Annotated in this window: 24 protein-coding genes and 1 pseudogene; 17 read left to right on the top strand and 8 right to left on the bottom strand. The window is 46.4% G+C overall.

Going from position 1 to position 25,185, the window contains the following annotated elements; translation table 11 throughout:
- Positions 1 to 43 precede the first annotated feature (43 nt).
- Positions 44 to 406: a hypothetical protein gene (locus tag H6F88_RS00790; protein WP_190640851.1), complete on the top strand. Its 363-nt coding sequence runs from the start codon at positions 44 to 46 to the stop codon at positions 404 to 406.
- A gap of 54 nt (positions 407 to 460) precedes the next feature.
- Here the strand turns inward: H6F88_RS00790 and H6F88_RS00785 are convergent, their stop codons facing one another.
- Both H6F88_RS00785 and H6F88_RS00780 read right to left on the bottom strand, forming a co-directional pair.
- Complete coding sequence (locus H6F88_RS00785; protein ID WP_190640850.1) at positions 461 to 712, bottom strand: hypothetical protein; 252 nt, start codon at positions 710 to 712, stop codon at positions 461 to 463.
- A 193-nt stretch (positions 713 to 905) separates the two neighbouring features.
- Complete coding sequence (locus tag H6F88_RS00780; protein ID WP_190640849.1) at positions 906 to 1,781, bottom strand: hypothetical protein; 876 nt, start codon at positions 1,779 to 1,781, stop codon at positions 906 to 908.
- Positions 1,782 to 1,974: 193 nt separating this feature from the next.
- Between H6F88_RS00780 and H6F88_RS00775 the strand changes: the two genes are divergently transcribed.
- The 4 genes from H6F88_RS00775 (at position 1,975) to H6F88_RS00760 (ending at position 6,356) form a co-directional block, all read left to right on the top strand.
- Positions 1,975 to 3,237 carry a hypothetical protein gene (locus tag H6F88_RS00775; protein WP_190640848.1) on the top strand — a complete coding sequence of 421 codons (1,263 nt, stop codon included), beginning with the start codon at positions 1,975 to 1,977 and terminating at the stop codon, positions 3,235 to 3,237.
- 279 nt (positions 3,238 to 3,516) lie between these two features.
- Positions 3,517 to 3,792: a recombinase family protein gene (locus H6F88_RS00770; RefSeq protein ID WP_190640847.1), complete on the top strand. Its 276-nt coding sequence runs from the start codon at positions 3,517 to 3,519 to the stop codon at positions 3,790 to 3,792.
- A gap of 49 nt (positions 3,793 to 3,841) precedes the next feature.
- Positions 3,842 to 5,476: a fdxN element excision recombinase XisF gene (xisF, locus tag H6F88_RS00765; RefSeq protein WP_190640846.1), complete on the top strand. Its 1,635-nt coding sequence runs from the start codon at positions 3,842 to 3,844 to the stop codon at positions 5,474 to 5,476.
- Between the two features lie 568 nt (positions 5,477 to 6,044).
- A complete protein-coding gene (locus H6F88_RS00760) occupies positions 6,045 to 6,356 on the top strand; it encodes a recombinase family protein (protein WP_190640845.1) in 312 nt (103 codons plus the stop codon).
- A gap of 161 nt (positions 6,357 to 6,517) precedes the next feature.
- Here the strand turns inward: H6F88_RS00760 and H6F88_RS00750 are convergent.
- Positions 6,518 to 7,481: pseudogene (locus tag H6F88_RS00750) on the bottom strand (integron integrase).
- A gap of 331 nt (positions 7,482 to 7,812) precedes the next feature.
- Here H6F88_RS00750 and H6F88_RS00745 point away from each other — a divergent pair.
- The 8 genes from H6F88_RS00745 (at position 7,813) to H6F88_RS00710 (ending at position 14,623) form a co-directional block, all read left to right on the top strand.
- Entirely contained in the window at positions 7,813 to 8,475 is a 663-nt protein-coding gene (locus H6F88_RS00745; protein WP_190640842.1) for a peptidoglycan-binding domain-containing protein, read from the top strand.
- A gap of 241 nt (positions 8,476 to 8,716) precedes the next feature.
- The gene (locus tag H6F88_RS00740; protein WP_190640841.1) at positions 8,717 to 9,469 is read left to right on the top strand and encodes a hypothetical protein; all 753 of its coding nucleotides are present in this window, start codon (positions 8,717 to 8,719) and stop codon (positions 9,467 to 9,469) included.
- 275 nt (positions 9,470 to 9,744) lie between these two features.
- Complete coding sequence (locus H6F88_RS00735) at positions 9,745 to 10,302, top strand: GNAT family N-acetyltransferase (protein ID WP_347277645.1); 558 nt, start codon at positions 9,745 to 9,747, stop codon at positions 10,300 to 10,302.
- Positions 10,303 to 10,611: 309 nt separating this feature from the next.
- On the top strand, positions 10,612 to 10,995 hold the full coding sequence (locus tag H6F88_RS00730; protein ID WP_190640840.1) for a hypothetical protein: 384 nt from the start codon (positions 10,612 to 10,614) through the stop codon (positions 10,993 to 10,995).
- Between the two features lie 274 nt (positions 10,996 to 11,269).
- The gene (locus H6F88_RS00725) at positions 11,270 to 12,220 is read left to right on the top strand and encodes a gamma-glutamylcyclotransferase (RefSeq protein ID WP_190640839.1); all 951 of its coding nucleotides are present in this window, start codon (positions 11,270 to 11,272) and stop codon (positions 12,218 to 12,220) included.
- 188 nt (positions 12,221 to 12,408) lie between these two features.
- Positions 12,409 to 13,011, top strand: a complete 603-nt coding sequence (locus tag H6F88_RS00720) for an SAVMC3_10250 family protein (protein WP_190640838.1) — start codon at positions 12,409 to 12,411, stop codon at positions 13,009 to 13,011.
- Between the two features lie 134 nt (positions 13,012 to 13,145).
- Positions 13,146 to 13,511, top strand: a complete 366-nt coding sequence (locus H6F88_RS00715) for a hypothetical protein (protein WP_190640837.1) — start codon at positions 13,146 to 13,148, stop codon at positions 13,509 to 13,511.
- 221 nt (positions 13,512 to 13,732) lie between these two features.
- Positions 13,733 to 14,623, top strand: coding sequence for a hypothetical protein (locus H6F88_RS00710; RefSeq protein WP_190640836.1), 891 nt, complete (start codon positions 13,733 to 13,735; stop codon positions 14,621 to 14,623).
- Positions 14,624 to 14,854: 231 nt separating this feature from the next.
- On the opposite strand, the gene H6F88_RS00705 is transcribed toward H6F88_RS00710, so the two are convergent.
- Positions 14,855 to 15,616 carry an SDR family oxidoreductase gene (locus H6F88_RS00705; protein WP_190640835.1) on the bottom strand — a complete coding sequence of 254 codons (762 nt, stop codon included), beginning with the start codon at positions 15,614 to 15,616 and terminating at the stop codon, positions 14,855 to 14,857.
- 140 nt (positions 15,617 to 15,756) lie between these two features.
- Between H6F88_RS00705 and H6F88_RS00700 the strand changes: the two genes are divergently transcribed.
- The 3 genes from H6F88_RS00700 (at position 15,757) to H6F88_RS00690 (ending at position 18,455) form a co-directional block, all read left to right on the top strand.
- On the top strand, positions 15,757 to 16,167 hold the full coding sequence (locus H6F88_RS00700) for a helix-turn-helix domain-containing protein (protein ID WP_190640834.1): 411 nt from the start codon (positions 15,757 to 15,759) through the stop codon (positions 16,165 to 16,167).
- A gap of 167 nt (positions 16,168 to 16,334) precedes the next feature.
- A complete protein-coding gene (locus H6F88_RS00695; protein ID WP_190640833.1) occupies positions 16,335 to 16,856 on the top strand; it encodes a hypothetical protein in 522 nt (173 codons plus the stop codon).
- Between the two features lie 480 nt (positions 16,857 to 17,336).
- Positions 17,337 to 18,455 carry a type I restriction endonuclease gene (locus H6F88_RS00690; RefSeq protein WP_190640832.1) on the top strand — a complete coding sequence of 373 codons (1,119 nt, stop codon included), beginning with the start codon at positions 17,337 to 17,339 and terminating at the stop codon, positions 18,453 to 18,455.
- 59 nt (positions 18,456 to 18,514) lie between these two features.
- Here the strand turns inward: H6F88_RS00690 and H6F88_RS00685 are convergent, their stop codons facing one another.
- The 3 genes from H6F88_RS00685 to H6F88_RS00675 form a co-directional block, all read right to left on the bottom strand.
- Complete coding sequence (locus H6F88_RS00685) at positions 18,515 to 19,270, bottom strand: ParB N-terminal domain-containing protein (protein ID WP_190640831.1); 756 nt, start codon at positions 19,268 to 19,270, stop codon at positions 18,515 to 18,517.
- Entirely contained in the window at positions 19,267 to 19,860 is a 594-nt protein-coding gene (locus tag H6F88_RS00680) for a ParA family protein (protein WP_190640830.1), read from the bottom strand. The genes H6F88_RS00685 and H6F88_RS00680 overlap by 4 nt, the downstream gene beginning before the upstream one ends.
- A 72-nt stretch (positions 19,861 to 19,932) precedes the next feature.
- Complete coding sequence (locus H6F88_RS00675; protein ID WP_190640829.1) at positions 19,933 to 20,070, bottom strand: hypothetical protein; 138 nt, start codon at positions 20,068 to 20,070, stop codon at positions 19,933 to 19,935.
- Positions 20,071 to 20,267: 197 nt separating this feature from the next.
- Between H6F88_RS00675 and H6F88_RS00670 the strand changes: the two genes are divergently transcribed.
- Complete coding sequence (locus H6F88_RS00670) at positions 20,268 to 20,834, top strand: site-specific integrase (RefSeq protein WP_190640828.1); 567 nt, start codon at positions 20,268 to 20,270, stop codon at positions 20,832 to 20,834.
- 604 nt (positions 20,835 to 21,438) lie between these two features.
- Here H6F88_RS00670 and H6F88_RS32530 read toward each other — a convergent pair.
- Positions 21,439 to 25,185, bottom strand: a 3,747-nt coding sequence (locus H6F88_RS32530) for a GAF domain-containing protein (protein ID WP_199333393.1), incomplete at its 5' end; no start/stop codon positions are given.

The raw sequence follows: 25,185 nt of genomic DNA, 5'->3' as shown, positions 1-25,185 counted from the left end.
GCTAGGGTATGTCTGCTGATTGTCCTAATTTTGTAGAGGGGTTGTGAGCTATTGCACTTCTGAATTTTGGTATGTCGTTGCCGGAGAGAAGCGTTATGCAGCGGAAAGTTTCGATGAATGCTTAGCATTTCTGGAGGAACGCTACGGAGTTACGTTGACCTTAGAGGAACTAGAGGACTGCGACTTAGTAGGAAGTGTTAGCGGAGGAGAATGGCGTCTCGTTTGCACTGAAGTTGACTCATCGCCGTTGAGAGAATCCTCTAAGGAGGATTGGATTCTGGTTGCAGATGATGAAGGTTGGATTGGTCAGCTCGGTGCGTGTCTGGATGCATTTGCTGAAGAATCTTGTCACCTTGAGTCTGGACAAGCAGAAGCCAAACTGCTGAGTAGCCTCTATTACGCATAGATTGCTGATAAACATTGCCGTTTTGAGGCATTTTCGGCAACGTTTTGTCCAAACCTAAGCTTGCTTTAAAGCCTTTGCAGCCGCCTCCAGTATTAGGCGTGCTCGCTCCCGAGCAGCTTTCTCTATCTGTTGCAGGCTGTCGTCAGTTGAAGGATTTACTACGACTTCAATTTCTACCAACTCCCCAGAGAGTTCAGGGTTTGGATTATCAATGTTTGCACCAAGGCTGACTCTAATGCTGCCGTCCTGAACCGGTACATACTTTGTGACGGTGAAACCTTCACCATGAGCGTGGACAAATTCCATATAGCTTCCTCATTGGGTTGTTCCTGAAATTCTGCCAAAGGTTCTTATGGATTTAGAGGCAGCAGCCATCAAAGACATTGACGGCTGCTGCTTTACTAACTGTGCCTTAAAGCTTTCACTGAAGCGGCGATCGCTAAGAGACTCGAAATTAGCTCAGACTTGTTTCAGTAATTTTCAATCAGCGATCGCGCTATCACGAGTCCTCGCTTGCGAGGTCTAGAGGACCTGCATGAAAGCCAGTTATAGCTATACCTTCAGTAGCAACATTGGGACCATAGACAATGGGGTGCAATCTTTCAAGAGAGCTGTAGACAAAAACATTTCTGTTGGAATGAGGTAGTCCGTAAACCGCCATAGAGTCTCCAGTTCTAAGGTAGTCTTCTGCTGCGGCGCGTGGCATACATGTAGCCATCAAATTGCTTCCAACACCGCTGTAACGGTCAGCGACAAAGAAAACGGCATCAATCAGTGCTCGCAAAAATGCTATGGGTCCGGCTTTCTTCTTAGCGCAACGGCGGATATGCCGCCAGATAGCATGTTTTTCGTCTTGTCGAAGAGTTTGTCCTGCGCCAGCAATAGAAAATCCTTCCGAGCTTTGCCCCCATCCATTTATACGAATGAGAAACTCATCGGAGGGCTGAGCAAGCCATTCTCCGTTCCCATCTAGAGCGTTTGAAATTGTGCAAAGCAATGGCTGCAAGCCGTCGTCCTCAGGAAGCCTGCACCAGCCTATACCCACAAATGCATGCCGCAAAAAATGTTCTGGACATCTCTTTCTCCTAAGGTTTCTAAATTCTTGAGTGGATTGGGCTCGAACACGTTCGCAGGCTACTCCTAAATCCTGAATTGGTCCGTTTGCCAAAGTTTGGGCTAGCCATATATCGGTTCTCTTTCCAGAAATTTCAGCTAAGCCGGTATAGCAAAATGACATTCGCCCGCCAACTAAAGTGGACTTGTTACTTTCGTCATCAACAACGACACCCGAATTCAATCCACCGAGCATTGTCAAACGGCGATCGGAAACTTGGTAAATGTATTCTCCTGATGTGCATGTGAGGATAAAAGTCATTGGTGGAGCTTTCTATATTGGGTAAAAATTTGCTCAAGTGTATTCTCACTTCTCAGCTACTTGTGTGACAGCGATCGCTCCCTCAACAGCTCAAAGCACTCGCTTCAAACTTCCAAAATGTCGCGATCGCACCCTGGACCCCAAGTAGTACGAAGTCCACATCCAATCCAAACTTGAGTCCGAGTTAAACTCAGTGGAGCAGCCATTCATCCCGCTGCCACACAAAGACATGCAGAGTGATTTTTCTCCCCTCCCAATCTCTGACAGGAGCTTACACCAATGGGCAGAATGCCTTTTGGAGAAGCCCAAAGTTCTGCAAGATATAGTTCTTATTCCGGTTCCTCAATCCCTATTGTCTCTTCCCTATGAGGCGCGCCGACGATCGCCCACTGTGCAAAAGACATTGAATGAGTGGGAGAGACAGATTCGAGAAGACGATTTATGTTTCGGGTTTGAAGAACGCTGTTGGATTCCACGAGTTGAAATTTATATTCCCAATACCCCTCACGGGCAGCAGCTCATCCAAATTGCAACGGAGATCGGCAAGATTCCTCTTCTAGCAGGTATCGTGCCGAAAAATCAAGAACAGGCCTATTGGCTTAAAACGCTCCACTACTTTTACCAAGCGAGAGGAATTCTCTTTGCTTACAAGCTGCTCAGAGGAATTCCAAACCCAAGCAGCACAAAAGGCGTATTTCAACAGTATTTTTCAACGTCTATTATCCGTAACCTCAAACTCGTTAACGAAGTCGATATTGCCGAGTATCAGCTTATTAGCGCAGGTGAGCCCTATCTTAAAAGCTGGATGGCTGGCAGGCAACAACCCTATCCATTTCAGGATCCGCTTCAACTTTTCCTGGAAATTGAAAAGCAAGCGTTTTTACAGGGGTGGGAACTGGGACCCAACAATGCTGGCGATTGGGTCTCGATTGAAGACCAGAAAGACCTGCTTTCTGTCCGTGTTTTCTTGCTTCAACAATTCCAGTGGACTGAATTCAAACGTATTGAGAAACGTGGAACTTATAAGGAGCAGGAGCGGAGATATTTAAAATTTCTCCAGAAAAACGGCTGGTACGGTCGTTTTATCCTCGCTCTTCGTTCTCACGGCGAACCTAACCTCGAAGCTCTGCGCTTTCACAACGGACCTAAGCTCGAAGAGCCTTGGAGGCAATACGTTGAAGCTTTAAGGGATAGCAAGATCGCCTACATTGATGATTTTTACTGGCGTAAAGGGTTGCCCTATAAACGCAAAGAAAACACGGTAGAACCTAAGCCTATTCCCTGCTCATCAATACCGCCTGATCAATGTAACTGTCCTTTTCGCAGCTTGGGGACCGATCTCTCGGCTTCAAATTGCCTCAAGTTGTTACAGGAAGCAACGAAAAAAACAGCAGAGCGCGCTCGAGTAAAGGGGAGCCTCAATTCACTTGGCTATCTACTCTGGCTTTGGGCTTAATATTCCTTAATCGATTCCTGAAAGCAGATTTTTTCAAGTTTGACTCTGCTTAACTGTGAATACAGATAGCAATTTCTTTGAGCAATTGAGTCAAAACAAGTAATCAATTCGAATTCCTAAGAATGCGAATTTGACAGGCTTTTATGCTCAAAAAAATTAGCTTTTTGCTATTAGTTGTGCAAACCCACTTCCCAAGGGGTATACACAACAACGGTTTGTAGAAACGACTGAATAGACGTTTTGTTCGATGACCTATCACTAATTTTTGAGGTAAAGAAAATGCAGCGAAGAAATTTGAAGGAACGTTACTTTACTAAAGAGAGCAGAAATGTTTCTGATTCCGAAACTGTGATTGGCTACGCGAGGGTTTCCACGTTTGATCAAGCCGCGAACTCCAACGCCCTCGAACAGCAAATCAAGCGACTTAAGGATGCCGGAGCAACACTGATTATTGCAGACGCGCAGACAGGGAAAAGAGACGATCGTCCAGGTCTAAAGGAAACAATGAAACGCGTTCGAGAACTATACACAACAACGGTTAGTAGAGACGACTGAATAGATATTTTGTTCGACGACCCATCACTAATTTTTTGAGGTAAAGAAAATGAAATTGAGGAATTTGAAGGAACGTTATCTCATTAAAGAAATCAGAAATGTCCCTGATTCTGAGACCATAATCGGCTACGCGAGGGTTTCCACGCTTGATCAAGCCGTGAACTCCAACGCCCTCGAGCAGCAAATCAAGCGACTTGAGGATGCCGGAGCCACACTGATTATCGCAGACGCGCAGACAGGGAAAAGAGACGATCGCCCAGGTCTAAAGGAAACAATGAAACGCGTTCAAGAACTAAGAGCCACTGAAGTAATTGTTACGCGTTTAGATCGTCTAGGAAGGCGGGTTCCAATTATTCGCAATAATGTTCAACTTTTTCAGGAAACTAATATCAATCTAAAGGTGCTTGACCAAAATATTGACCTCCGTAGTTCCTACGGAATGTTTACTGTAAATCTTTTAGCTAGTTTGGCAGAGATGGAGGTCGATCAGATATCCGAACGAGTCAAGCATGGAAAAGCGCATCGGCGCAAACAGCAACTAGCTTGCGACTCCCTTCCTTTTGGCTATACTACCTCGGAAAATCGCTATCGCTTGGATCACACCCCGTTCTTGTGCTTATTAACAGAGCGCCCTAGCAACTACCAAGAACTATCAAAACTGGGGGATCTCACCCAACTTCCAGGAATAACGGTTGCTCAGCTTGCTCGTAGTTTTGTCGAGATTTTTTTAAAAACAAAAGGAGCAACACCAGCTGTCAGGGCGATGAATACACAGTTTGGAATTGGACATTCTCCAACCAAGAAGAATGGGAACGATAAGAAGCCTAATTTGACTTCTGTAGGGTTCAAGAAATGGCTGGGAAATCCCGTTTTGCGCGGACATACAGCTTACAATAAACGGATTAAAAGTCCTGATGGCAGGCGTAAAGAAGTTGCGCCGGAAAACTGGACAATCATTCACGATACCCATCCAGAAGACCGAATCATATCAGATGAAGAGTTTGCCAAAATTGAGGAAATCTTTTCCTTTAATGCGACTCGGTATAGTTGCAACCTTTACAACTATGATCCAAACAATTCAAACTCATACACGGAATATGCCTACTTGCGGGGTTTAGTTTACTGTGCTGAGTGCGGCAGTAAGTGTTACTCCAAAACGCGATTAAGCAAAGATAACAAAACAAAATACCATTACTTTGCCTGCCGCTATGCCCGCCAGGGGTGTACTAATTTTAGAGGAACTCGTAAGGAGTTGATTGAAAAGGCTTTAATCAATTCCTTCTTGCAACAATCAGTAGTTCTTAACTCTACTATTCCTTCACCATCCGACACTTCACCTATACCGATCAAATCTTCTAAGGTTCAACAGTTAGAGAACCGCTTAAGGCATCTTGAGGCAATCTCAGATTTTGATCCTGATTTGGAATTACTTAAGAATAAAACTCGTCAGCAGATTCAGGAAGAACTCAACCCCTTCGTTCATAACGCTCTGGACACAAAAACAGCAGAGGAAATTATTCAAGCCGGCAACAACTTGTTGATTTGGTACACCCTTTCTACAGACGAAAAAGTGGACATATACCGAAAAATTGTGCAACGCGTCACCGTTTACAACGGTGAGATTAATTCGGTTTTCCTCCGAACTTCTCAAGGTCACGCTTCAGCTTTACAAGCTCCAGATTAAACCACACGAACAAATTACCGGAAGTTTAGGAGGTAGCAGGATGAGCACGCAAGATTTGTTTTACCTTAACCAATTGCGCTATGAAATTGCGATGCAGAAAAGCCTAAAACAATGGAGGACAGGTCCAGTCATATATGGTGATGAGTGCCCCCATTGCGGTTCTGCAAACTATAAAAAGTATTGTGTTGAGAACGGTAAACAGCGTTACCGATGCCAGAACTGCAAGCGACGTTTTAATCAACGGTCTCGATTTGAGTGCAATTGCGAAGTTCCAGGTAGAAAGCCTCAGTGCCATGATTGCCCGGGCTTTCAAGCTTTTCTTAAGGTCTTACAGCAGAATACTGAATCTCTGCGCGATCGTTCGCTTGAAGAGTTAGAGCAACTTAACTAAATGAGTTCGCTTTGCTTAAATTTGCACAACCTCTTGCCGAAAACGAATAAAGAGTGGATTGGTTTAGATGCTAAACATTCAACCAAGGAGATTACTAGAATCTTGAGTCTAAGTACTTTGCAGCTTCAACGATCAAAATTTTCTGTTACTAAACGAAGCCTATTAGGGGAGTTCACCATGCAACGTAGGGTAGTTGGCTACGCACGAGTTAATGCTGACGACAAACATAGCCTGAACCTTCAAATCTCGCAGTTAGAAGATGCTGGGGCTACACAGGTGCTATCAGACATTGGGTCGGGCATGTCAAAGGAACGGGCTGGCTTGAACCGTTTATTGGACTTGATTGAGGCTGATCAAGTTAAGGAGGTTGTGGTCACTCGCATTGATCGACTGAGCCGTTCTTTGATTCAGCTTCAGCCACTCTTCAACGTCTGCCAAGGCAAGGAAGTTGCGATCAAAGTGCTGAATCGAGACGTTCTACTGTTTTAGGCTGAACAGGGATTCAAGAGGGATTGCTTCTGTCGCGCAACTGCAGGAGCGATCGCTCCACAAGCTTGCTTAGGCTTGCCCATTTTTCTGCCTAAAATGCCTCTTTTCGGCAGAAAAGTTGTGCACAATGCTTCGCAATCTGTCAATCTTACAATTAGTCTTCACGGATCAAGTGGACTTCTCACTCCTTGTCCCCCTCGATTTAAGCCATGCGTGTAGATCATGGTAGTCTTCACATCTTTATGTCCTAGCAACTCTTGTATGGTTCGAATGTCATAGCCACTTTGGAGTAGGTGGGTTGCAAAGCTGTGGCGAAAGGTGTGGCACCCCACCCGTTTTGTTAACTTTGCGGCTCGAACAGCCTGCTTAACCGCTTTTTGAATGCTACTCTCATGCATGTGGTGGCGGCACATCCGATCACTACGAGGGTCTTTGGCAAATATGGCTGGAAGGAAACACGAATTGCCATATCCACTCTCGATTGGCGTTAGGGTACTTCCGCTCCAGCGCAAACGGCAGAGGGATAGCTCCAAATCCTCGCCCTAAATCCTGCTGATGTTGTCGCTTCACTCCCACTAAATGATCACGGAGTTCATTGGCTATACTCGAGGGCAGCATAGTGACGCGACTCTTGCTGCTCTTACCATCTCTAATAATGATTTGATGCTGTGCGAAGCCAATGTCTTTGACTCGTAATCGCAATCCTTCGCTCAGACGCAATCCACCACCGTACAGTAACTTAACAACCCGTTGAGGGACACCATCGATATTTTGGATAACGGTCAGGGCTTCTTCCTTCGTTAAAACGGTTGGTAAGTACTGAGTGCGTTTAGCTCGAATGGCATTGACCTGAGACACTTCTAGCTTCAGCACTTCCCGGTACAGAAATAACAGTGCATTCAGTGCTTGATTCTGAGTTGAAGCTGCAACTTGTTCGTGCACAGCCAAATGAGTCAAGCATGCTTCAATTTCAGCCCTGCCCATGTCCTTAGGGTGCCGTTTATTGTGAAACAGGATGTAGCGGCGAATCCATTGCACGTAAGTTTCTTCGGTGCGGTAAGCATAGTGCTTGAGCCGAATCGCATCTCGCACTTGATCCAATAGCTTCTTAGGAGGTGGCTGCATGAGAGGGTTGAGTAGGGAAGGTGTTTAATGTAGCAAATGATACTCATAAATACGACCGTACTGCGTGTGAAGATATACGGAAAAATTCTGCCGATCTACCCAAATCAGCCTATTATGCAGAATCATTCTGTCGATCCACCTGTTTTGGAGTGATATACAGAATCATTCTGCCTATTCTCCGAAGCTGGGTGAATAGGCAGAATCGTTCCATTTAATTAATAGTTAGACCGCAGTCTCAGTAGGACAAAGCAGATGAGGTTCAAATGAGTCGTAAATTAGGACAAGTTTTTACTAATTCTTGCTTTTTAGAAGAAATTGGAGGCAAAAAAGAATGGCTCAAACTCCTAATAATCAAGACAGTGCTGTTGAAGAGGCTAAAAGACTAAAGTTTCTTGGATACTCTTTTTCAGCAATATCTTTCATTGTATTTGCATATATACTTCTGTTTCCTGCTGAGAAAGAGCTAAAACAGCAAGCGATATATTGGTTTGCCTCTTCTTTCGTGGCAGCAATTATTCCAAACGTTAAGCAGTTCAAAATTAAGGACGTTGAAGTTCAATTACAGGAAATATCACAAAAAATAGAAGACAATAAAAATCTCATCGAGCAAAGAACCGAAGAACTTAAGGAGAGTTTGTTCTTGAGTCTTGAATCAGTTAGAGAGCGGGAAGAATCTTTACCCGAAGAATATAAATCAAAAAGAGAGCAAAAATATCAGAGATATGCAGAGAGACTGAAAAACCTAACTACAGCAGAGAGGTTAAAGGAACAAAAAAGATTTACTCGATCTCATCTAAATAATATAGATATGGATATAGCTGATTTGAAGAGAATGCTGCAAAAAGCTGGACTATATCAAGGTTTAATAGATGAGGTGTTTGATGAACAGTTAGCACTATCAATTAGTGCTTTTCAAGAAAAGTATGGAGTGACACCCATCGATGGAACTGCCGGACCTAAGACTTTGAGTAAACTTAGTGAAATAATGAAGTAAGAATAGGCGAATGAGAACTGAAAGACAGATTTGGCAAGACATAAACTGTTTTTGTGTTGGTCTAACAACGCCCATGCACGTCGACCGCCAAAAAATAGTCGGTTTGACACGGAGATTACCTGCGGCGGGTGATGGGCAACGTTATCTCGCTTGGGTTATGGGTGATGGCAGTAGTTTCAAAGCTATCTGTTCGTATTTGAGATCAAGTAAGATTCAGAAGGTGATCATAGAAGCAACCTAAATGAAGCCTGAAGTAATCACCGCAATCATTGCGGCGATTGTTGCAATTACTAGCGCAATTATCAGTATTTACGGTCAAAATCGCATTACCCGATTAACTGATCGACTTACAAAGCAGCGAGAAGCCGAATCGCGTGAAGCTCAGACGGCTGCTTTGATGTCTAAGTACCGAAACCCCTTATTGCGCTCAGCGATTGATCTTCAGAGCCGCTTGTACAACATTCATCAGAACAGGTTTTTGGAGCGTTTCTATCATCAGTCACCATCTGCACAGAGCTATGCGATTAACAACACCCTGTACGTTGTGGCGGAGTACCTTGGATGGGTAGAAATCTTACGCCGGGAAATTCAGTTTTTGGACTTGGGTGATCTGGAACTGAATCGTCGCTTGAGTGAACTACTGGTTAATATCAATCAAGCATTTGCACACTACAAAGCCGGAAGCACTTTTCAACTCCACAATGGTGAACAGCGAGCAATTGGTGAAATTATGACAGTTCCTCGTTCTAATAGTGAAGCTATTGGATATGATTGCATCGGTTATGCGATGTTTGTGAAGAAAATGAGCGATCCGGAGTTTGCGGATTGGTTTGTGAAGCTGAAAGATGATATTGATACGATGGGAAATGCACCAAAGGTTGAGGCTGAGAGACTTGTATTGATTCACAGTAAACTCATCGATCTAATTGATTTCCTTGACCCTCATCACGTCAGAGTGCCCCCAAAGTACCGGACCAGGATTGAACAGAAATAAAAACCTTGTTGACAATTGTGCTAGGGCATAAGTCAAATCGGTAATGCTAGGTCGCGAGATAACAACCCCAATGCACACCGACCACCGAAAGTTTATCTGTGAGCACCAGAGATTGTCTACGGCGGGTGATTGGGAACGTTAGCTGGCTTTGTTTACGGGTTAAGGGACATTTGAAGATTGTCGGTGGGTATTCAAGACTCCATCAGTGTGACGATTACCGGATAGGCATTTTCATAGGACAGCCAATTATCATTTAGCAGGAGAGGGCTAGACTCGTGGTTACTGATATGGCTCAAATTACTGAAACCCAACGATTACTCATTCGAGAATGGAACCCTCAAGCAGATGCAAAACAAGCTTTTCAGATGTACAGCGATCCGAGAGTAACAAAATTTCTTGTCACCAAGGTTGGCAGTGTAGAAGAAGCACAAAAACTGCTTGAACGGTGGGTTAGTATTTTTGCAAATCGCAACAATGGCAGTGGACAGTGGGCAATTACGCTCAAAGAAACTCAAGAAGTGCTTGGAATGATTGCGCTGATGCAATTAAGGGATGCAGAGGAGTTGACACAGGACTATGAAATTGGATGGCATTTGAAACAGACAGCATGGGGACAAGGATACGCAACAGAAGCAGCAAGGGCTGTTCTTGAATATGGTTTCGATTGCCTGGAACTACCAGTGGTTTACTCAATCATGCATCCGGAGAATGTTTCCTCAGCACGAGTCGTAAAGAGGTTGGGAATGAATCGGGTTAGTCGCACTAATCGATATTACAAAACAGAGCTTGAAATGTATCAACTAAAAGTACATGTTTGGAGGCAAGCAGTATAAGGAATTGAAGTGTAAGAGGCACCAGCTAACAATCCGCCTGCACCCTGACCGTTGAGAGGTTATTGGTTGAGTCTCAGAAGTTATTGGCGGCGGGTGAGGCGGAACGTTAGACCGCTATCTACTACATTACGACAGTACTCTGAAGCTATTTTCAAGTGTGAGGTATTTTTTGACGTAACAATGAGGATGCAAGTAAAGTTAAGAAGTATAAGTCATCAACTTTGCTTAAGACTTTTAAGAGTAGACTGTTTTTTAGGTAGCAGTGTGATCTATAACCTTCAAGGCACTCGTTGAGCTAAGGAGGAGCCAATGCCTAAAGAATATAGTCAAAAATTACGAGAGTATGAGTGGAGGTTTCTCGAAACACTACAGCAGCAGGGTTTTATCAGTCCTGATCTTCGGGATGATTTAGACCGCTTTCGGGTGTATTTAGACATCAATCCCGAACATGCAAACGAAGTTGAAGCTAGGGTAGAAGCAGAGTATAAGCAAAAACAACAACAAGCTAGAGAGCAAGATGCGACAGAAGCTTTTAATATGTTGTGTGTTCTGTCAGCTGCTGCCGCAGTCTTTTCATACAGCATTGCGGTGACTGTAACTGGAGGTGCAATCATCCCTGCATTAATCGTTGCTGTAATCGTTTTTATTGTAATTTTCGTAGGCTTAGGTAAGTTGCGTGATAAGCAGAGTTGAAGCAAATGCATTAGTTTGAACGCTTACTTGCTTTCGCACAAAAGCAAGTCAAATAAAAGCGGAACAAGTGTGATCGCTCACCGGTAGGTTAGGTTAATGAAGGAAACCCAACAATTCTTTGGCATTCTACTTCACCCGCTTCAGCGATCGCCAGCTAACTCTTGCGTGTACCGGACGGACTAGCAACCTCTGGCTTCGTTTCAATGTGAGCTGTCGCCGGTAACGCTCGCCGTTAGACATCCAAACGTATTGTCTGCCGACAAGGAGTGAGGGAGTGACCGAATCGAACTTGCTGGGCTCAGATCCTGATGACGATTGCGTGATTCCACACGCGGTCGAGCCGGAGGCACTAGAGCGCTACTTGCTTAAGCGCGGTCCGTACGATGGTGCCGCAGAGATACGCTCGTACGTGGAGGATCAATCACCCGGTGAAGGTGTCACATATCTCGAGCGCATCAGCACGGAACGGGTCATGGGAACGGATTATGAGGTGTGGGACGTGCACACCTCGGGCGAGCGGTACTGGGTCGTTACAAGTCCAACTAACCTGTACGCCCAGCGGCTCTTCCCAAGTGCCGACTACACGCTGTCGTTCCATATTGGGCTTATGGCGCGCGTCATGACTCGGCGGGAAGTACGTGCTGACGAAGATCGTCGAGACCGACTCGTCACAGCATGGCGACGGTGGACTCAGGCTGCCGAGGCGCTCGACCAGGCGGACGAGGCCGAGGAATTCCAAGCGGTAGGGATGCGCTGCCGCGAGTGTCTCCTGTCCTTCGTCCGCGAAGTCGTGACCGACGAAATGGTCCCGCCAGATCAGGAGCGACCGAAGAGTGGCGATTTCATCCACTGGTCTGAGCTGATCGCGAACGCCGTAGCAGGAGGCGGCAGCCAAAAAGAGGCGCGCTCATACCTGAAGTCGAACGCCAAGTCGACTTGGCAGCTCGTATCATGGTTGACGCACGCGTCCGGTGCAAATCGGTTCGATGCCGAGATCGCCCTGGAGGCGACGCACGGCGTCCTAGCTGCGTTCAGTATGGCCATCGTGCGTTTGGAGCGGGGCATTCCGGCACGCTGCCCGAACTGCGGTTCGTACAAGGTCGGATCGCGGGAGGTCGAGGTGGAGGCGGGAACTTGGCACCGCCTGGCGTTCTGCCAGTCATGTGGAGCGTCAGAATCAGCTCCCGGCTCGTCCACTCCCGAATCTCCCAAACCGGGTGTCTAACAACCCTGGTGTAGCGGATTTTCTGAAGCCGCTTGCTGTGCCGCAAAGTTCCTAGCAACCGCTAACCAGGAACGTTAGGCAGCTTTATCCTCTGGTTGTGGCAGTACATCAAGGTTATTTGTGGGGTGCTACTTTTAATGCAGCATTAAATTGAGCAATCGAATATTTTCAGTAGATAGGAACTGCTTGTGAAATATTACATCTACATTTCTCGCACAAAAGTTGATATGCTTTACGCTCAGCTTCCGCCTGAATTCCTAAAAGGCATCTCTGCGGAACTTACAATTAATGTTGGTGTTCTATCTGGAACTCTCAAGGGAACCCCAAATGAGAATGATGGTAGTTTGCCCCAGCGGCTTCATGCGGTGAGTCAATACATAAATAGGCATGAAGATACTGGTACAGTCACTTCACCAGGCAAATATATTTCTGGTACGACCTCTCTTAAATATGGAATTGTATCTGAGTATGCCGCTGATATTGTTTTTTTCGGCGGCATTGTTAGTGGAAAGACACTTGCGTTAATTGGCTCAAGTACGAGTGTTATTGGTGAAGCTGATCGTGCTGATGCTAATCATTCTCTTAGTTACTACACCTTGGAGTTTTTAAAGGGGGCAATTGAGACCGAAGAAAACAGAGATGAGCAATCCGATGTTTTCTCGAAAGCTGCATGGGCTGGGTTAAAAGCTCTTCCTCCGATAACGTATAATCTGGAATTTGTGGCAAAGGTGTTACATAAGGAAAAGGAGTTAGTAATTGGTACTCCAATCTATGTAGCTATGGTCGATTGAGCTAAACTTGCTGCCTAACAATTCGGGTGCAGCGGATTGACCGAAGCCGCTTGGGTTAGATGCAAAGCTCTTTGCAACCGCTGACCCGAACCGTTATGCTGATTCGCCTGTCTTGAATGTACAGTTGAAATTTGATGAATATTGCGATCGCCTTCGATGAACGCGAGCAACACTTTCTTGCATTTGTCTTTATGGAGGTTTTCGGCGGAGGTTCTACACGCATAATCCAAAATATACTGGGACCTTATGTCGAAACCGCACATAATTTGCAACCAAAAGTCCGATTGCAGGCAGAGGCGGAATTACCGTCAATCGAGTTGACAGCCGATGAATGGCGGGTTATGTACGAAGCATTAAATGCTGTTATCTATGGACTTGGACCAAGTGAGTTGCATACTTGCACTGGGTACAACCTTCAAGAGGCTTGTAATATCAACCTCAGAATCTGTGCTGCTGTATGGGACGCTCGTGGAGTTGGAAGAGCATGGGTAGGAAGTTAGAATGATTGCTGACTCTGATTAACGAATTGATGAAGGAACTGCAATAACTTCATACTCCAACACTTACGTTGCTTCAACGCTCGCTGCATAACAAGTCGATGAAGCGGACGATTGAAAAGCTGTTGGTGGAGTGACAAAGAACCTATCAGCCGCTTATCTTGGTCGTTAGGCATCCTTTTACCCCATCTGACGTAGTAGCCCTTATAGGGGATTCAGAAATAATGTCTCCAAACCTACGAGAAAAAGCTCAGCAATCTGTAGAGACTCTCTTGACTGATTTGTCAGTTGATAGCTTCGAGCTACATGTAACTCGTGATTTCTGGGATAGCTACGATGAGAATGATTTTCTCAGTGCCTATCAAGAGGTTGAACAGTATTACCGTGAATCAATCACTTACGTTTCAGAAATCCTTGGCTGCAATGGAACGATAGTAAAATGCAGTGAAAATAATTTTCCAAACTGGTTGCATGTGAATGAAGCTTGTTTTTGGTATCTAGACGGGCGAACCTTCGTTTTGTATTGGAAACATGAAGATAAAGAGCTTCCTGTTATTGTATGGTTATATGCCTTCGATCCAAATTCGTCATCTCATCGTCTCCTCGATTGTGAGGTTGAGAACCAGTTTTCATGCGGTATCTATTATGATTCCGAAGAAAATAGGATTAGAATGCTTGATGCTGATGATACTTCTACTGAGGTTAGAAACATTATTTTTAATTGCTTCTGCGCCTTTCCAAGTAAAGGAATCGCAGAGGCTTTAATCCGTAATAGAGATAAAGACTACGGAAGCTTCACATCTGAAGAGGTTTATGTCAAGATTCTTCAAAAGCAAAAGAAGATAAATAAACTTGGTGATGCATATCCACTCACTCCTAATGAATTTAAGTATTTTGAGGGCTTGGATGAGGTAGGGATAATCACGCTTTTAAATTCCCCAGAGACAAGTCCAGCGTTACGAACAAGAGCTGCTCTTAAAGTTTGGCAGCAGCCATCACTAGCTAAGGTTAAAGCATTAGAACAAGGTAAAGACAGAACCTTCGATCGGCATGTTATTGAGGATATAGGAAGCTTTATTAGTGAAGCCAAGCAACGACTTCAGAGAATGCGATAATTATTGTTCAAGCCGCGACTGCCTAAGATCGGTGCAGCGGATTGAAGAAAGCTACTGGTGCTGAGTTTGAAGGGATCGGTAACCGCTGACCGCAACCGTTCGACCGCTTCGTTGCAGTCGTTGGGGTGTAGTTTGAAGGCGTTTTGTTAGTCTCTGAAGTTAGAGCCGTTGAGCGGACCGGTGAAGCGCGATCGCGGTTAAGGTCTGTTTCGGCGATCGCACTCTAGATGTTTATTGGGTCGTATATCCCCCGTCAACAGCGAGAGTCTGTCCAGTCACAAAAGCTGCACCATCCGAACAGAACCACATTACAGCACTGGCAATTTCTGAAGGTTTGCCAAACCGTCCTACAGGATGAACGGAGAGCATATAGTCTCTAATTTGGTCTGAAGAACCTGCGGAAATGGCGTGCATATCTGTTTCAGCTACCACACCAGGACAAACTGCATTGACTCGAAGCCCTAACTTGGCAAACTCCAGAGCAGTTGCTTTGGTTAAGCCGATGACCGCATGTTTACTGGCAACGTATAGTGGCGCTCCAGCGGCACCAACTAACCCGAAGCCAGAACTATTGTTGATAATCACGCCTGCACCCTGTTTCAACATTTGTGCGGCTTCATACTTCATCGATAGCCAAACGCCCTTAACGTTGGCATCCATCAAGCGGTCATACTGATCCTGCGTTTGCTCAATGAGGGAAGCAGATTCACCAAATGCTCCGGCGTTATTAAATGCAAAGTCGAGACGACCAAAAGTAGCGATTGCCTTCTCGACCATTGCCTGAACATCTGCTTCTTGCGTGACATCTGTTTCGATAAAAACGCCTTGACCGCCACTGTTTTTTACAAGCCGAGCAGTTTCCTCCCCTTCTTCCTTGCGGCGACCCGCAACCAGAACACTTGCGCCCTCTTTAGCAAATGCGATCGCGGTTGCTCGACCAATTCCCGATGTACCGCCTGTAACAAGCGCTACTTTGCCTGCAAAATTTGGCATCAAAACACTCCAAGAGTCATAAGTTGAACAACATCAACAGTGAGGAAAGACATCCCCGTTGCTCTCTCAATTTTGAGCAGCTACAATCTGAAACACAAGTATGTACAAGAAAGTGCTGTACTTACTAAAAGGTGCGTGTCATGAACTCTTCATCCTCTCAGTCTTGCGCTTTCGCTCAAGCTTCTGGTGTCCGCAGAACGCTTGACCTCGTTGCCGATAAGTGGACGGCGCTGGTGATTATGGCACTGATTCACGATAAGAAGCGGTACAGTGAATTGCATCGAAAAATTGAGGGCATTTCGCAGAAAATGCTGACTCAAACGCTACGGAAGTTAGAAGAAAGTGGTTTAGTTCAACGGAAAATTTATCCCGTTGTTCCGCCAATGGTTGAGTACTCTTTAACGCCGTTAGGCAAAACTCTAGTTGAGCCACTTCAAGCTTTATGCCGCTGGTCGTCTGAGCATTTTCATGAAGTTGAAGCTGCTAGAGCAGTAGTCGTTGATGTAACAGCCAATCAGGAAGATGAAGTTGATCGAGTGGTTGTTGGATAGCCTGTATGTAGTGGTCGAACAATCCCAATGCACCGGAACAAAGTTAAGTGGTTCGGTGAGTTGCAGAAGTTGTCGGTGTCCAGTGATTGGGGGCGTTATCTCGCTTCGTTCAGTCGTGTTGAAGTTTATGTAGACTTAAATCACGGTTTCAGATCTCTCATTCCTGTATGAAATCAGAAGATGTTTTGCAGATTGTGACCTGGTTAGAGCGGGCAGAGATTCCTGTATGGTTAGATGGTGGTTGGGGTGTCGATGCCCTGTTAAGTCAACAAACACGATCGCACAGTGATCTCGATCTCGTAGTTAGGTTGGAGGATGCTGGTCAGATTGAACAGACCCTCGCTATCTATCAGTTCGCTATCATACTGAATGAGTTACCGACGCGGTTTGTGATGAAAGATGCTAACTGTCGTAGTGTTGACTTTCACACTGTCCAACAGGATAGTAGCGGACAGTTGATTCAAGTCCTACAAGACGGCTCGCCTTTTCATTATCCACAGGATAGTTTAGCTGGACAGGGCAGGATCGACAGCAATGTGATTTCTTGCATCACACCTGAAGCGCAGATGCTATGTCACACAGGATACAACCCCCAAGCAAAAGACATTCATGACGTTCGGCTATTGCAGCAATACTTTAATCTTCCACTTCCAGAAGAGTATGTTGGTGTTGTGACAGGCTCCGAGTAGTCATGAAAGTGAAGCAACAGCGAGATAACAATTCGATTGCAGCGGACGAGCAAATTTTCTTCGTCTATCGTTCTGGTTTTATCGTCGCCGCTGAATCGAACCGTTAACAGTCAACAACACTGCCGAAAATGACGCTTTTTCGGCATTGTCGCTTATCTTCATTCTCGACAGAATAAGGTTTTAGGCGTGCTACACGCGATTGCTCAATGTTCATTTTCGGCAATGTTACTGAAATAGAGGTGTAGTTAAGCTCAGTGGAGTGTGTGACTGCTCCACTGAGTTTAACTACACTCAAAAGCCGTGTTCCCGCACGGCTTAGTTTGTCGAGTGAAGACGATTGTTACCTTTACCCCTACTACTGAGAAGTCTTCGTGATGATTTCATAAACATGCAGGTGAAATTGCTATTTTCCTATTTCACCCCCCGGTTTCTTTGGGCACTCTAGGGAAGATTTGTGTAACCCATGCTCTAGGAATTTATATGGATTTTATTGATCAAATCAAAGCTCTTTCAGTAAAAACCCAAAGCATACTAAATGATATCCGTACAGAGGAAGCTACAAAACAGTATTTAGTGATTCCTTTTATTCAAGCTCTTGGATATGACGTTTTTGACCCTAAAGAAGTTGTTCCAGAGTTTGATGCAAATGTAGGAGCCGCAAAAAAATATAAACTTGACTATGCCATATTCAAGGATGGTAAGCCCATCATTTTAATTGAGTGCAAAAGCAAGGAGGAGAAGTTTGCTGATAAATGCCACGCGTACAGTCAGCTCTTTCATTACTTTGCGGCAACGGATGCCCGAATTGGAGTTTTAACCAATGGGGTAATTTATCGCTTCTATGCGGATTTAGAAAAAGCTCACAAAATGGACGAAAAGCCCTTTCTTGAGATTGATATGTTGAATCTCAAGGAAGTATTAGTTGATGAGCTTAAGAAGGTTACAAAGTCTGCTTTTGACATTGATAAGATGGTGACGGCGGCTACTGAACTGAAGTATGTAGGTGGCATACTAGCCATGCTGTCAGAGCAATTAACTACTCCTTCAGAAGATTTCACTAAAGTGTTTTATAGCCAACTTTGCCCTGGCAAGGTGTTTAGCCCCACTGCAAAACAGCAGTTTGCTGATTACATGAAAAGAGCACTGAGGCAATTTGTAAGAGAGCAAATTAGTAATTTGCTCGATGCTTCAGGTTTTACGGATGGCTCTCCGGCACAATCTCATACACAGCCTTCCGATTCATCTAGCATCACTGATGATTCTAGTCAGTCAAAGGCAGGAAATAAAATTGTGACTACAGAAGAGGAGATGGAAGGATTCTATATCGTAAAATCCATCCTTCGGGAAATCGTCGATCCTAGTCGGATTGCATATCGGGACGTTCAAACCTACTTTGGAATTCTGCTGGACGATAACAACCGAAAACCCATTTGTAGGCTTTACTTAAACGCCCAAAGCAATAAACGTATTAGCTTTTTTGAGCACGGAGAGGAAGAAAAGCAAGAGGAGAAAATTTCTATCGACACAATGGATGATATTTACAAATATGCTGCGCGGCTAAAGGCAGCGGTAGAGTATTACGAGAAAGCTAAAGTTTAACGGGAATGGCGACCGCCACTTTTGTCATGTTTACAAGTGCCCCTCCACACACGAATCGCTCAACTTTCAGACTGCTCCTGCAAAACTGCTTCAATTAGTTCAATTAGTCCAGGTAGAGAAGCTGCTAGTTCCTTCTCTGCTGGTGTCTTGGGCTTGCTCTGCTGCCACTGCTTCAGCTTAGGCAATGCCTGCTTGAGTAACTTGCTAGGAAAAACCTCGCCACTTGTCGGGGTTTCTGATTTGCTCAAATAGCGCTCAACCGTCCGCAGGCTCTTCCCAAAGATTACCGATAAAGCAGGCTTGAGCCGTTTCTCTCCCTTCTTAGGTCTACCTGGTGTGTCCTGGTAGCCAGCAGCCCTCAACTTCTCGGCGATCGCTACTACTTCAGTTCGGCTATAGTCCCGGCGCTTCTCGTTCTCAGAGAGCTCGACTTCCAGACTTCGATCAGGTTCTGCCTGAGAATCGAAGTCCATGACCCTAACAGGCACCCCATCATTTGGGAATTGGCCCTTGTAAGCATCTCTGTTCTGTTCCCTGAGCAGGTGAATTGCCGCTCGACGGTGCCCACCTGCGAGCAGCCTGCCCTTAGCATCAACGGTAACCGCCTGCACCAGTCCTATAGCTGCAATGCTCTCTGCTAACTCCTCTACGTGCTTTTGGTCAAGCGGGCGGGTGTCTCCAGCAACTCTATCCTTAATGTCATCCAACGGGATTGTTGCTTCAATTCCAGACCGCTGCTGTTGCGGCTGCTCCTTTTCCTGCTCCCTGTCCTTTTTCTCTCTAGCTTTTGCCAGAATCTTGTCAAAGTTTGTCATTTTAGGATTTCTCGCCCCACTGACGTGTAATCCTTCCAAGCAATACCTGCATTACGATCGCCGCGAACATCCTTAACAATAACTCCCAGATTTTCGGCTCTCTGATAAGCTGCGTATCGTCTAACGCGGGACTTAAAGACTGATAGCCCTGCCTTGGTCAGGCTCTCCTGAGCCTTCTCAGCTTCTCTGCTAGGTGGAGGTGGGCATACGGTCAGCAGGATTCGATACTTGTCCGAGTCAATGGATTCGAGGGTATCCAAAGTCTGCACAACAGCTTCCATTGCAAAAGTCGTAGGGGTGGTAGGAAGCACAAGCAGATCACAGCTATCAGCCAAGGCAATTAGAGCTTCATCACTAGGTCTAGCAGGGGTATCAATTACCATGTGATCAAACTCCCCAGCCTCGTCAATATCATCCTGGTCAAATACCCTAAACGGAGCTTCACCACGTTGCGCCCAACTAGTAGCGCTGCGGTTGAGGTCGCCGTCTGCAAGGATTGTTTCGCCTTTAGTTTGAAGGTAAGCTGCGATGTGGATCGCGGTTGTAGTTTTGCCTACACCTCCCTTGAACGAGCTGACGGTAATAATCATGCTTTTGCGCTTTCAATATGAGCAAATGTACAGCGCTTTGGGTCGCAACATCTACCCCAATGTGAACCTAATTTAAGGCGCGATCGCCTCATGTAGCACTTTGGATAAATTGCGCCCAATCTTGGTGGCGATCGCCTCAATCTTTGTCTTCCACTCTAGCGGCACCCTCGTCGAAACATTTGGGTTAAGCTGTCTGCCTACTGCCATCATCAGAAACTCTTAGCCTAAGTCTAACCAGTCTCACTCTGTAGAGGTTGAGGACTTTGCATTCTCAATAAGGTGACATTTCGAGCAATAAGGGGTTATTCTCTGGCTAAGTCCAGCAAAGCCACGGTGAAACTCAGTGAGTCCGTTCGTAATCCATCCGGAATACGAATAGAATGAGGAAAAGCTTTTTGAGGTGAGTCATGCCGCGTGATGGGAAGACGAATCGATCCGGCAGCGCTGCAATTCTAGAACCCGATGAACTGCAAAACTTATTTGGCGAACTAGATGACCCCTACCGGGCAATTTCCCAAATCTGCTACTTGACCGCTGGCAGGATTGGCGAAGTGGTGAACCTGCGGGTTGAGCATTTGAGAAATGGATATGTTATCTTTCCAGTTCCTAACACCAAAACTAATGAGACGCGCAAGGTGGTCATATCAGAGCCGTTGCAAAAGGTGTTGGAGCGAATTAAGCCAGCAGCAGGGTATCTCTTTCCCTCTAGCTCTAAGACTGGATACATCACAGCCAGGGCAGTGGAGAAGCATGTCAAGTTAGCAGCTGAATTGTTGGGCTTTGAAGGAGTGAGTTTGCACAGCTTTAGGCGATCTCGGCTGACTCACTTGCATGAGCAAGGTTGGGGGCTGCACGAACTGAAGCGGGTAAGCGGTCATAAATCTCTGTCGCAGCTTCAAGCTTATTTAGGTGTGGATCAGGCAGTAGTGGATGAGAAGTTGAAGCAAGCGGATATGGGGTTTGAGGTGGCTTGAGGGGATTGGAGCAGGATACGTACAAAATCGGACTGGGTTAGGAACCGGGAAAACAAAGCTTCTGCCAAGTTACGTTGCCGCGCTACAAAGCAAGCAAGCTTGTTGTAGTGCCTAACTTTTGAACTGATGGATGAAGAGTTAGGCACTACACCCCTTCTGTCGACGTTTTGAGAGGCAATCGCACAACGATTGGAGCAAGATGGTGAGTTTTTGGTTTGGCGGCATCCAGAGGTGATCGCTTAAAACTAGAGCAGGCAAAGGTTACGTCAATTAAGACCATTGTGAAACCGTTAAAAGCGAGGGCTAGAATTCCTGCACAGCAAGCTTTTAAGCCTCAGCGTTGTTTTTTGTTCCATTGCTGATGCCGTTGGCGAATGTACCACAAGTAAGATTACGCAAATACGACAGACCCTGAAATGCCTGCTATTTCAATGCTCATAAAGCTTGTAACACTTCTGTAGAAGCATTTGTAACACTTTCACCAACAACATCCATTAATAAAAGAACCCCATCTATCCCATCAGTAAATTCTGGTGCAGCGCCTGGTGAGGCAGGCTGAATAAGGCGTAAAGGTAGTGGTGCGATGTAGTGGAAAGCTCTCTGCTCAACGTTTAGGGTCCCTGAGTAAGCTGGCGATCGCCCTTATTAATACCTCTGGTTCTACTGGTTTTGATACATGCTGTTGAAATCCAGCTTGCAGTGCCTGTTGCTGGTTGAAGTTCCCAGCATAGGCAGTGAGGGCGATCGCTGGAACTTGTCCGCCCTGATCTGGCGGCAACGCTCTTACCTGTTGCATCAGCATGTAGCCATCTACTTCTGGCATCCCAATGTCACTGAGTATCACATCCGGCTTCGATTGAATTGACGTTATCAATGCTTCATGGGCAGACGTTGCTGTCATCACATTTGCTCCAGCTTGCTCTAACACAAAAGCAATAAACTCCCGTGAATCGGGTTCATCGTCCACCACTAATACTTGAACACCGTTCAAATTAGAAGATGACTCTGACGATCGACCATTTTGATGAGGGATTGTCTGTAAAGGCATGAGTGGAAGTCTGATGGTGAAGGTTGCACCTATTCCCACTCCTAAACTTTCAACTCTGACCGTACCCCCGTGCAATTCGACCAAGTGCCGTACAATCGCTAGCCCTAACCCCAGTCCACCAAACTTCCGCGTAGTTGCAGCGTTAGCTTGACGAAAGTGGTCAAACACATAGGGCAGAAATTCAGGCTCGATTCCCTGCCCGGTATCACTCACTGTAATCTGGGCATGGGAGCCAAGACTTTCTAATCGGATGTTTACCTGACCCCCGTTGGGCGTGAACTTCACCGCATTTGAGAGGAGATTCCAGATCACTTGTTGCAACCGAGTGGAATCACCCGAAACCAGACCCACATCTGGTGGAAGGCTTGCTTCTACTTGAATTGATTTGGCTTCTGCTGCTAGCCGTACTGTTTCCATTGCTGCCTGAATGATAGAAACAAGATTAACGGCAGCTACGTTAAGGCTAAGTTTACCGCGCAGAATCCGGGCTACATCTAAAAGGTCTTCAATCAGTTCAGATTGCAGCCTGGCGTTGCGTTGAATCGTTGTTAGCGCTTGGGCGGTCTTGGCTTCATCTAGTTTTTTACCCAGAAGTAAAGTGGACCAACCCAGAATTGGATTGAGGGGCGATCGCAACTCGTGAGACAACACTGCCAGAAACTCATCTTTGATTCGGTTGGCGTTCTCGGCAGCTTCTCGCGCGGTTTGTTCTCGATGTAAGAGTTGCTCGCGCTCAGCTTGGGCACGTCTGAATTCTTCAATGTCCGTGCTGGTACCAAACCACTGCACAATTTGTCTCTGTTCGTCACGAATGGCGATCGCGCGGGAGAGGAACCAACGATAGGTATGATCAGCCTGGTATTTCAAGCGAAATTCAGCTTGATACGGCAGCCCCGTGGCAAGCGCGGTACTCCACAGTTGCCCTGTTGCTTCAAAATCATCGGGGTGAATCACTTGAGTCGCATAGTGGATATCCTGAGTCTGCTCCAGTGTCAGCCCGGTGTAAGTTGTCCATTGCTGGTTTACGTATTGCGTGTTGCCTAGGGCATCGGTAATCCAAACTTGTTGCGGCATTGCGTCCGCCAGTTGGCGAAATTGCGCTTCCCGTTGCAGAATTGTGGCTTCAGCCTGCTTGCGATCGGTAATGTCAGCATTTACCCCAACGAATCGCAGTGGTGAACCGTCGGCAGCAAGTTCAAACTGTCCGTTGACTTCGAGCCAACGCATTACACCGTCCTTGCGACGAATCCGGTAACTTGTTTGAAACAAAAGGCCCGTTTGCATCGCTTCTGTCAGTTTGGCTGTGAGGGCTTCGGCATCGTCTGGATGCAGGTAGTTCTCGAAAAAATCTTGAGCAGAAACTGAACCATCGGCGGGCGTAAGCCCGAACAGTTCGTACTGTCGATCGTTCTCCCAGATCGCGATATCCTCTGGCACTTTCCACTCGAATATTCCTAACTGTGCGGCGGCAGCGGCGATGGATAGGCGTTGTTCACGCTCACGCAAGTCTGCTTCAGCACGAGCGCGTTCAACTGCTGCCCAAGTGCGCTCAGCGACTTCTTCTGCCAGTGCTACCTCATCCGCTGTCCAAGTTCGCGCGCTAGACGTATGGACTGCTAATCCAGCAACGAACTCGCCCTCCTTGATAAGCGGGATGCCAATATAAGCACCAATCTGGATCGTGGCGTAGGCTGCTCGCTGAGTTGGAGACAGATTGAGATCGGCTGCTACATCGGGTACGGTCACAGTACGACCACTGTGGTATGCCGCAAGCAGCGTCGGCCCAAACGAATCAATCGGGTAACTACCAGCGAGTGCCTCAGATCCATTGACGTAATCACGCTCAACCACGTAATCAGCGCCGCGAACCTCAAAGTACGCCACGCGATTCGCGCCGAGATATTTGCCCAGCACACGACTGGCTGTCGCTTGAATCTCCACCGGGTCGGCAAGTGGACGGAGTACGTCGGCAAGAGAAACGCGGAAAGCATCGAGTTCAGCGGTGCGGCGCAAAATTTCTTCTGTCCGTTTGCGCTCAGTGATGTTGTTGAAAACGAGGGCGACGCAGCGGCTCTCAGCATCACCAACCCGTGAGGCATGAACATCGAACCAACGGTTCATTGGTTTGGAATAGTTCTCAAAGTGCACGGCTTCGCCTGTCAGCGCCACCTTGCCGTACACTTCAAACCAGAAGGCTTCAAGTTCAGGTACAAGCTCATGCGCCGTTTTGCCCAGCGCGTCTTTGGGCAATCCAGTTAACCTGAAGAACGCTGGATTCATTTGCAAGAAACGGTAATCAGCTGGTGTTCCCTCAGCATTGAGGATCATTTCAACAATGCAAAAGCCTTCGTCGATCGACTCAAACAGCGTGCGGTATTTTTCTTCAGATTCACGTAGAGCCACCTCGGTTTGCTGACGCTCTAGCTCAGTAGCAATCCGGTCAGCAAAGATTGTCAGCAACGATCCTGCAAGCTGCACATGCTCTAACGGTTCACCATCCATCACCCCTAACAATCCCAAAGGGGTGCCGTTAGCGTCAAAGAAGGGAGCCGCTATATAGCTTTCAACCGAGAGCGGCTTGAGCAGGGGCGCATGGGGAAAGTAAGCCTGCACATTGCGCGGGTAGCAGCAAATTTTGCGCTGCTCAATTGCGTTCCAGCAGGGTGTATCTTGCAACGGATAGGTCAGACTCTCGACAATTTGACCATGAGCGCAGGTGGCAATTGTCCTCATTCGTTTCGAGTCATCACCTTCGATTAAGCCAATGTAGACATAATCAGTGTCCAAAACTTTGGCAAAGTGCTGGATTAGCGCATCGAAAAAAGCGTCCCCTGTGACCGATGCCACCCCTTGACTAACCTCCAGCAGTGCGGCATCAACCTGAGTAATTTGATGAGCCGCCAATCTTAGTTCCAATTCATCAACTACCATCGCGGCTAAGTCAACCAGGGTGGCTTGCTGCTCTAGCGTTAACGGATCACGGGGCTGACTGTCGAGCAGACACAACGTTCCTAGATTGAAGCCGTCCCCAGTGAGCAGAGGTGCACCGCCATAGAACCGCACCCCTGGTTCACTTTGGACGAAAGGATTGCAGGCAAAACGATCATCGAGTCGAGCATCGGGGATAATCAGCGGCTCATCAGTTAACACCGCAAAGCTGCAAAGCGTGTCGTCACGCGGCACTTCACTTGCCCCAAAACCAACGCAGGACTTAAACCACGCTCTCGATTCATCAACTAGCGAAATAAGCGCAATCGGCATGTCAAACAGCTTCGCTGCCAAGCGGGTAATGCGATCAAACGC

Source organism: Oculatella sp. FACHB-28 (assembly GCF_014696015.1).
Lineage (GTDB): Bacteria > Cyanobacteriota > Cyanobacteriia > Elainellales > Elainellaceae > JAAUTN01.
Note: the sequence above shows the minus strand (reverse complement) of the source record. Positions and strands in the feature narration are given on the sequence as shown.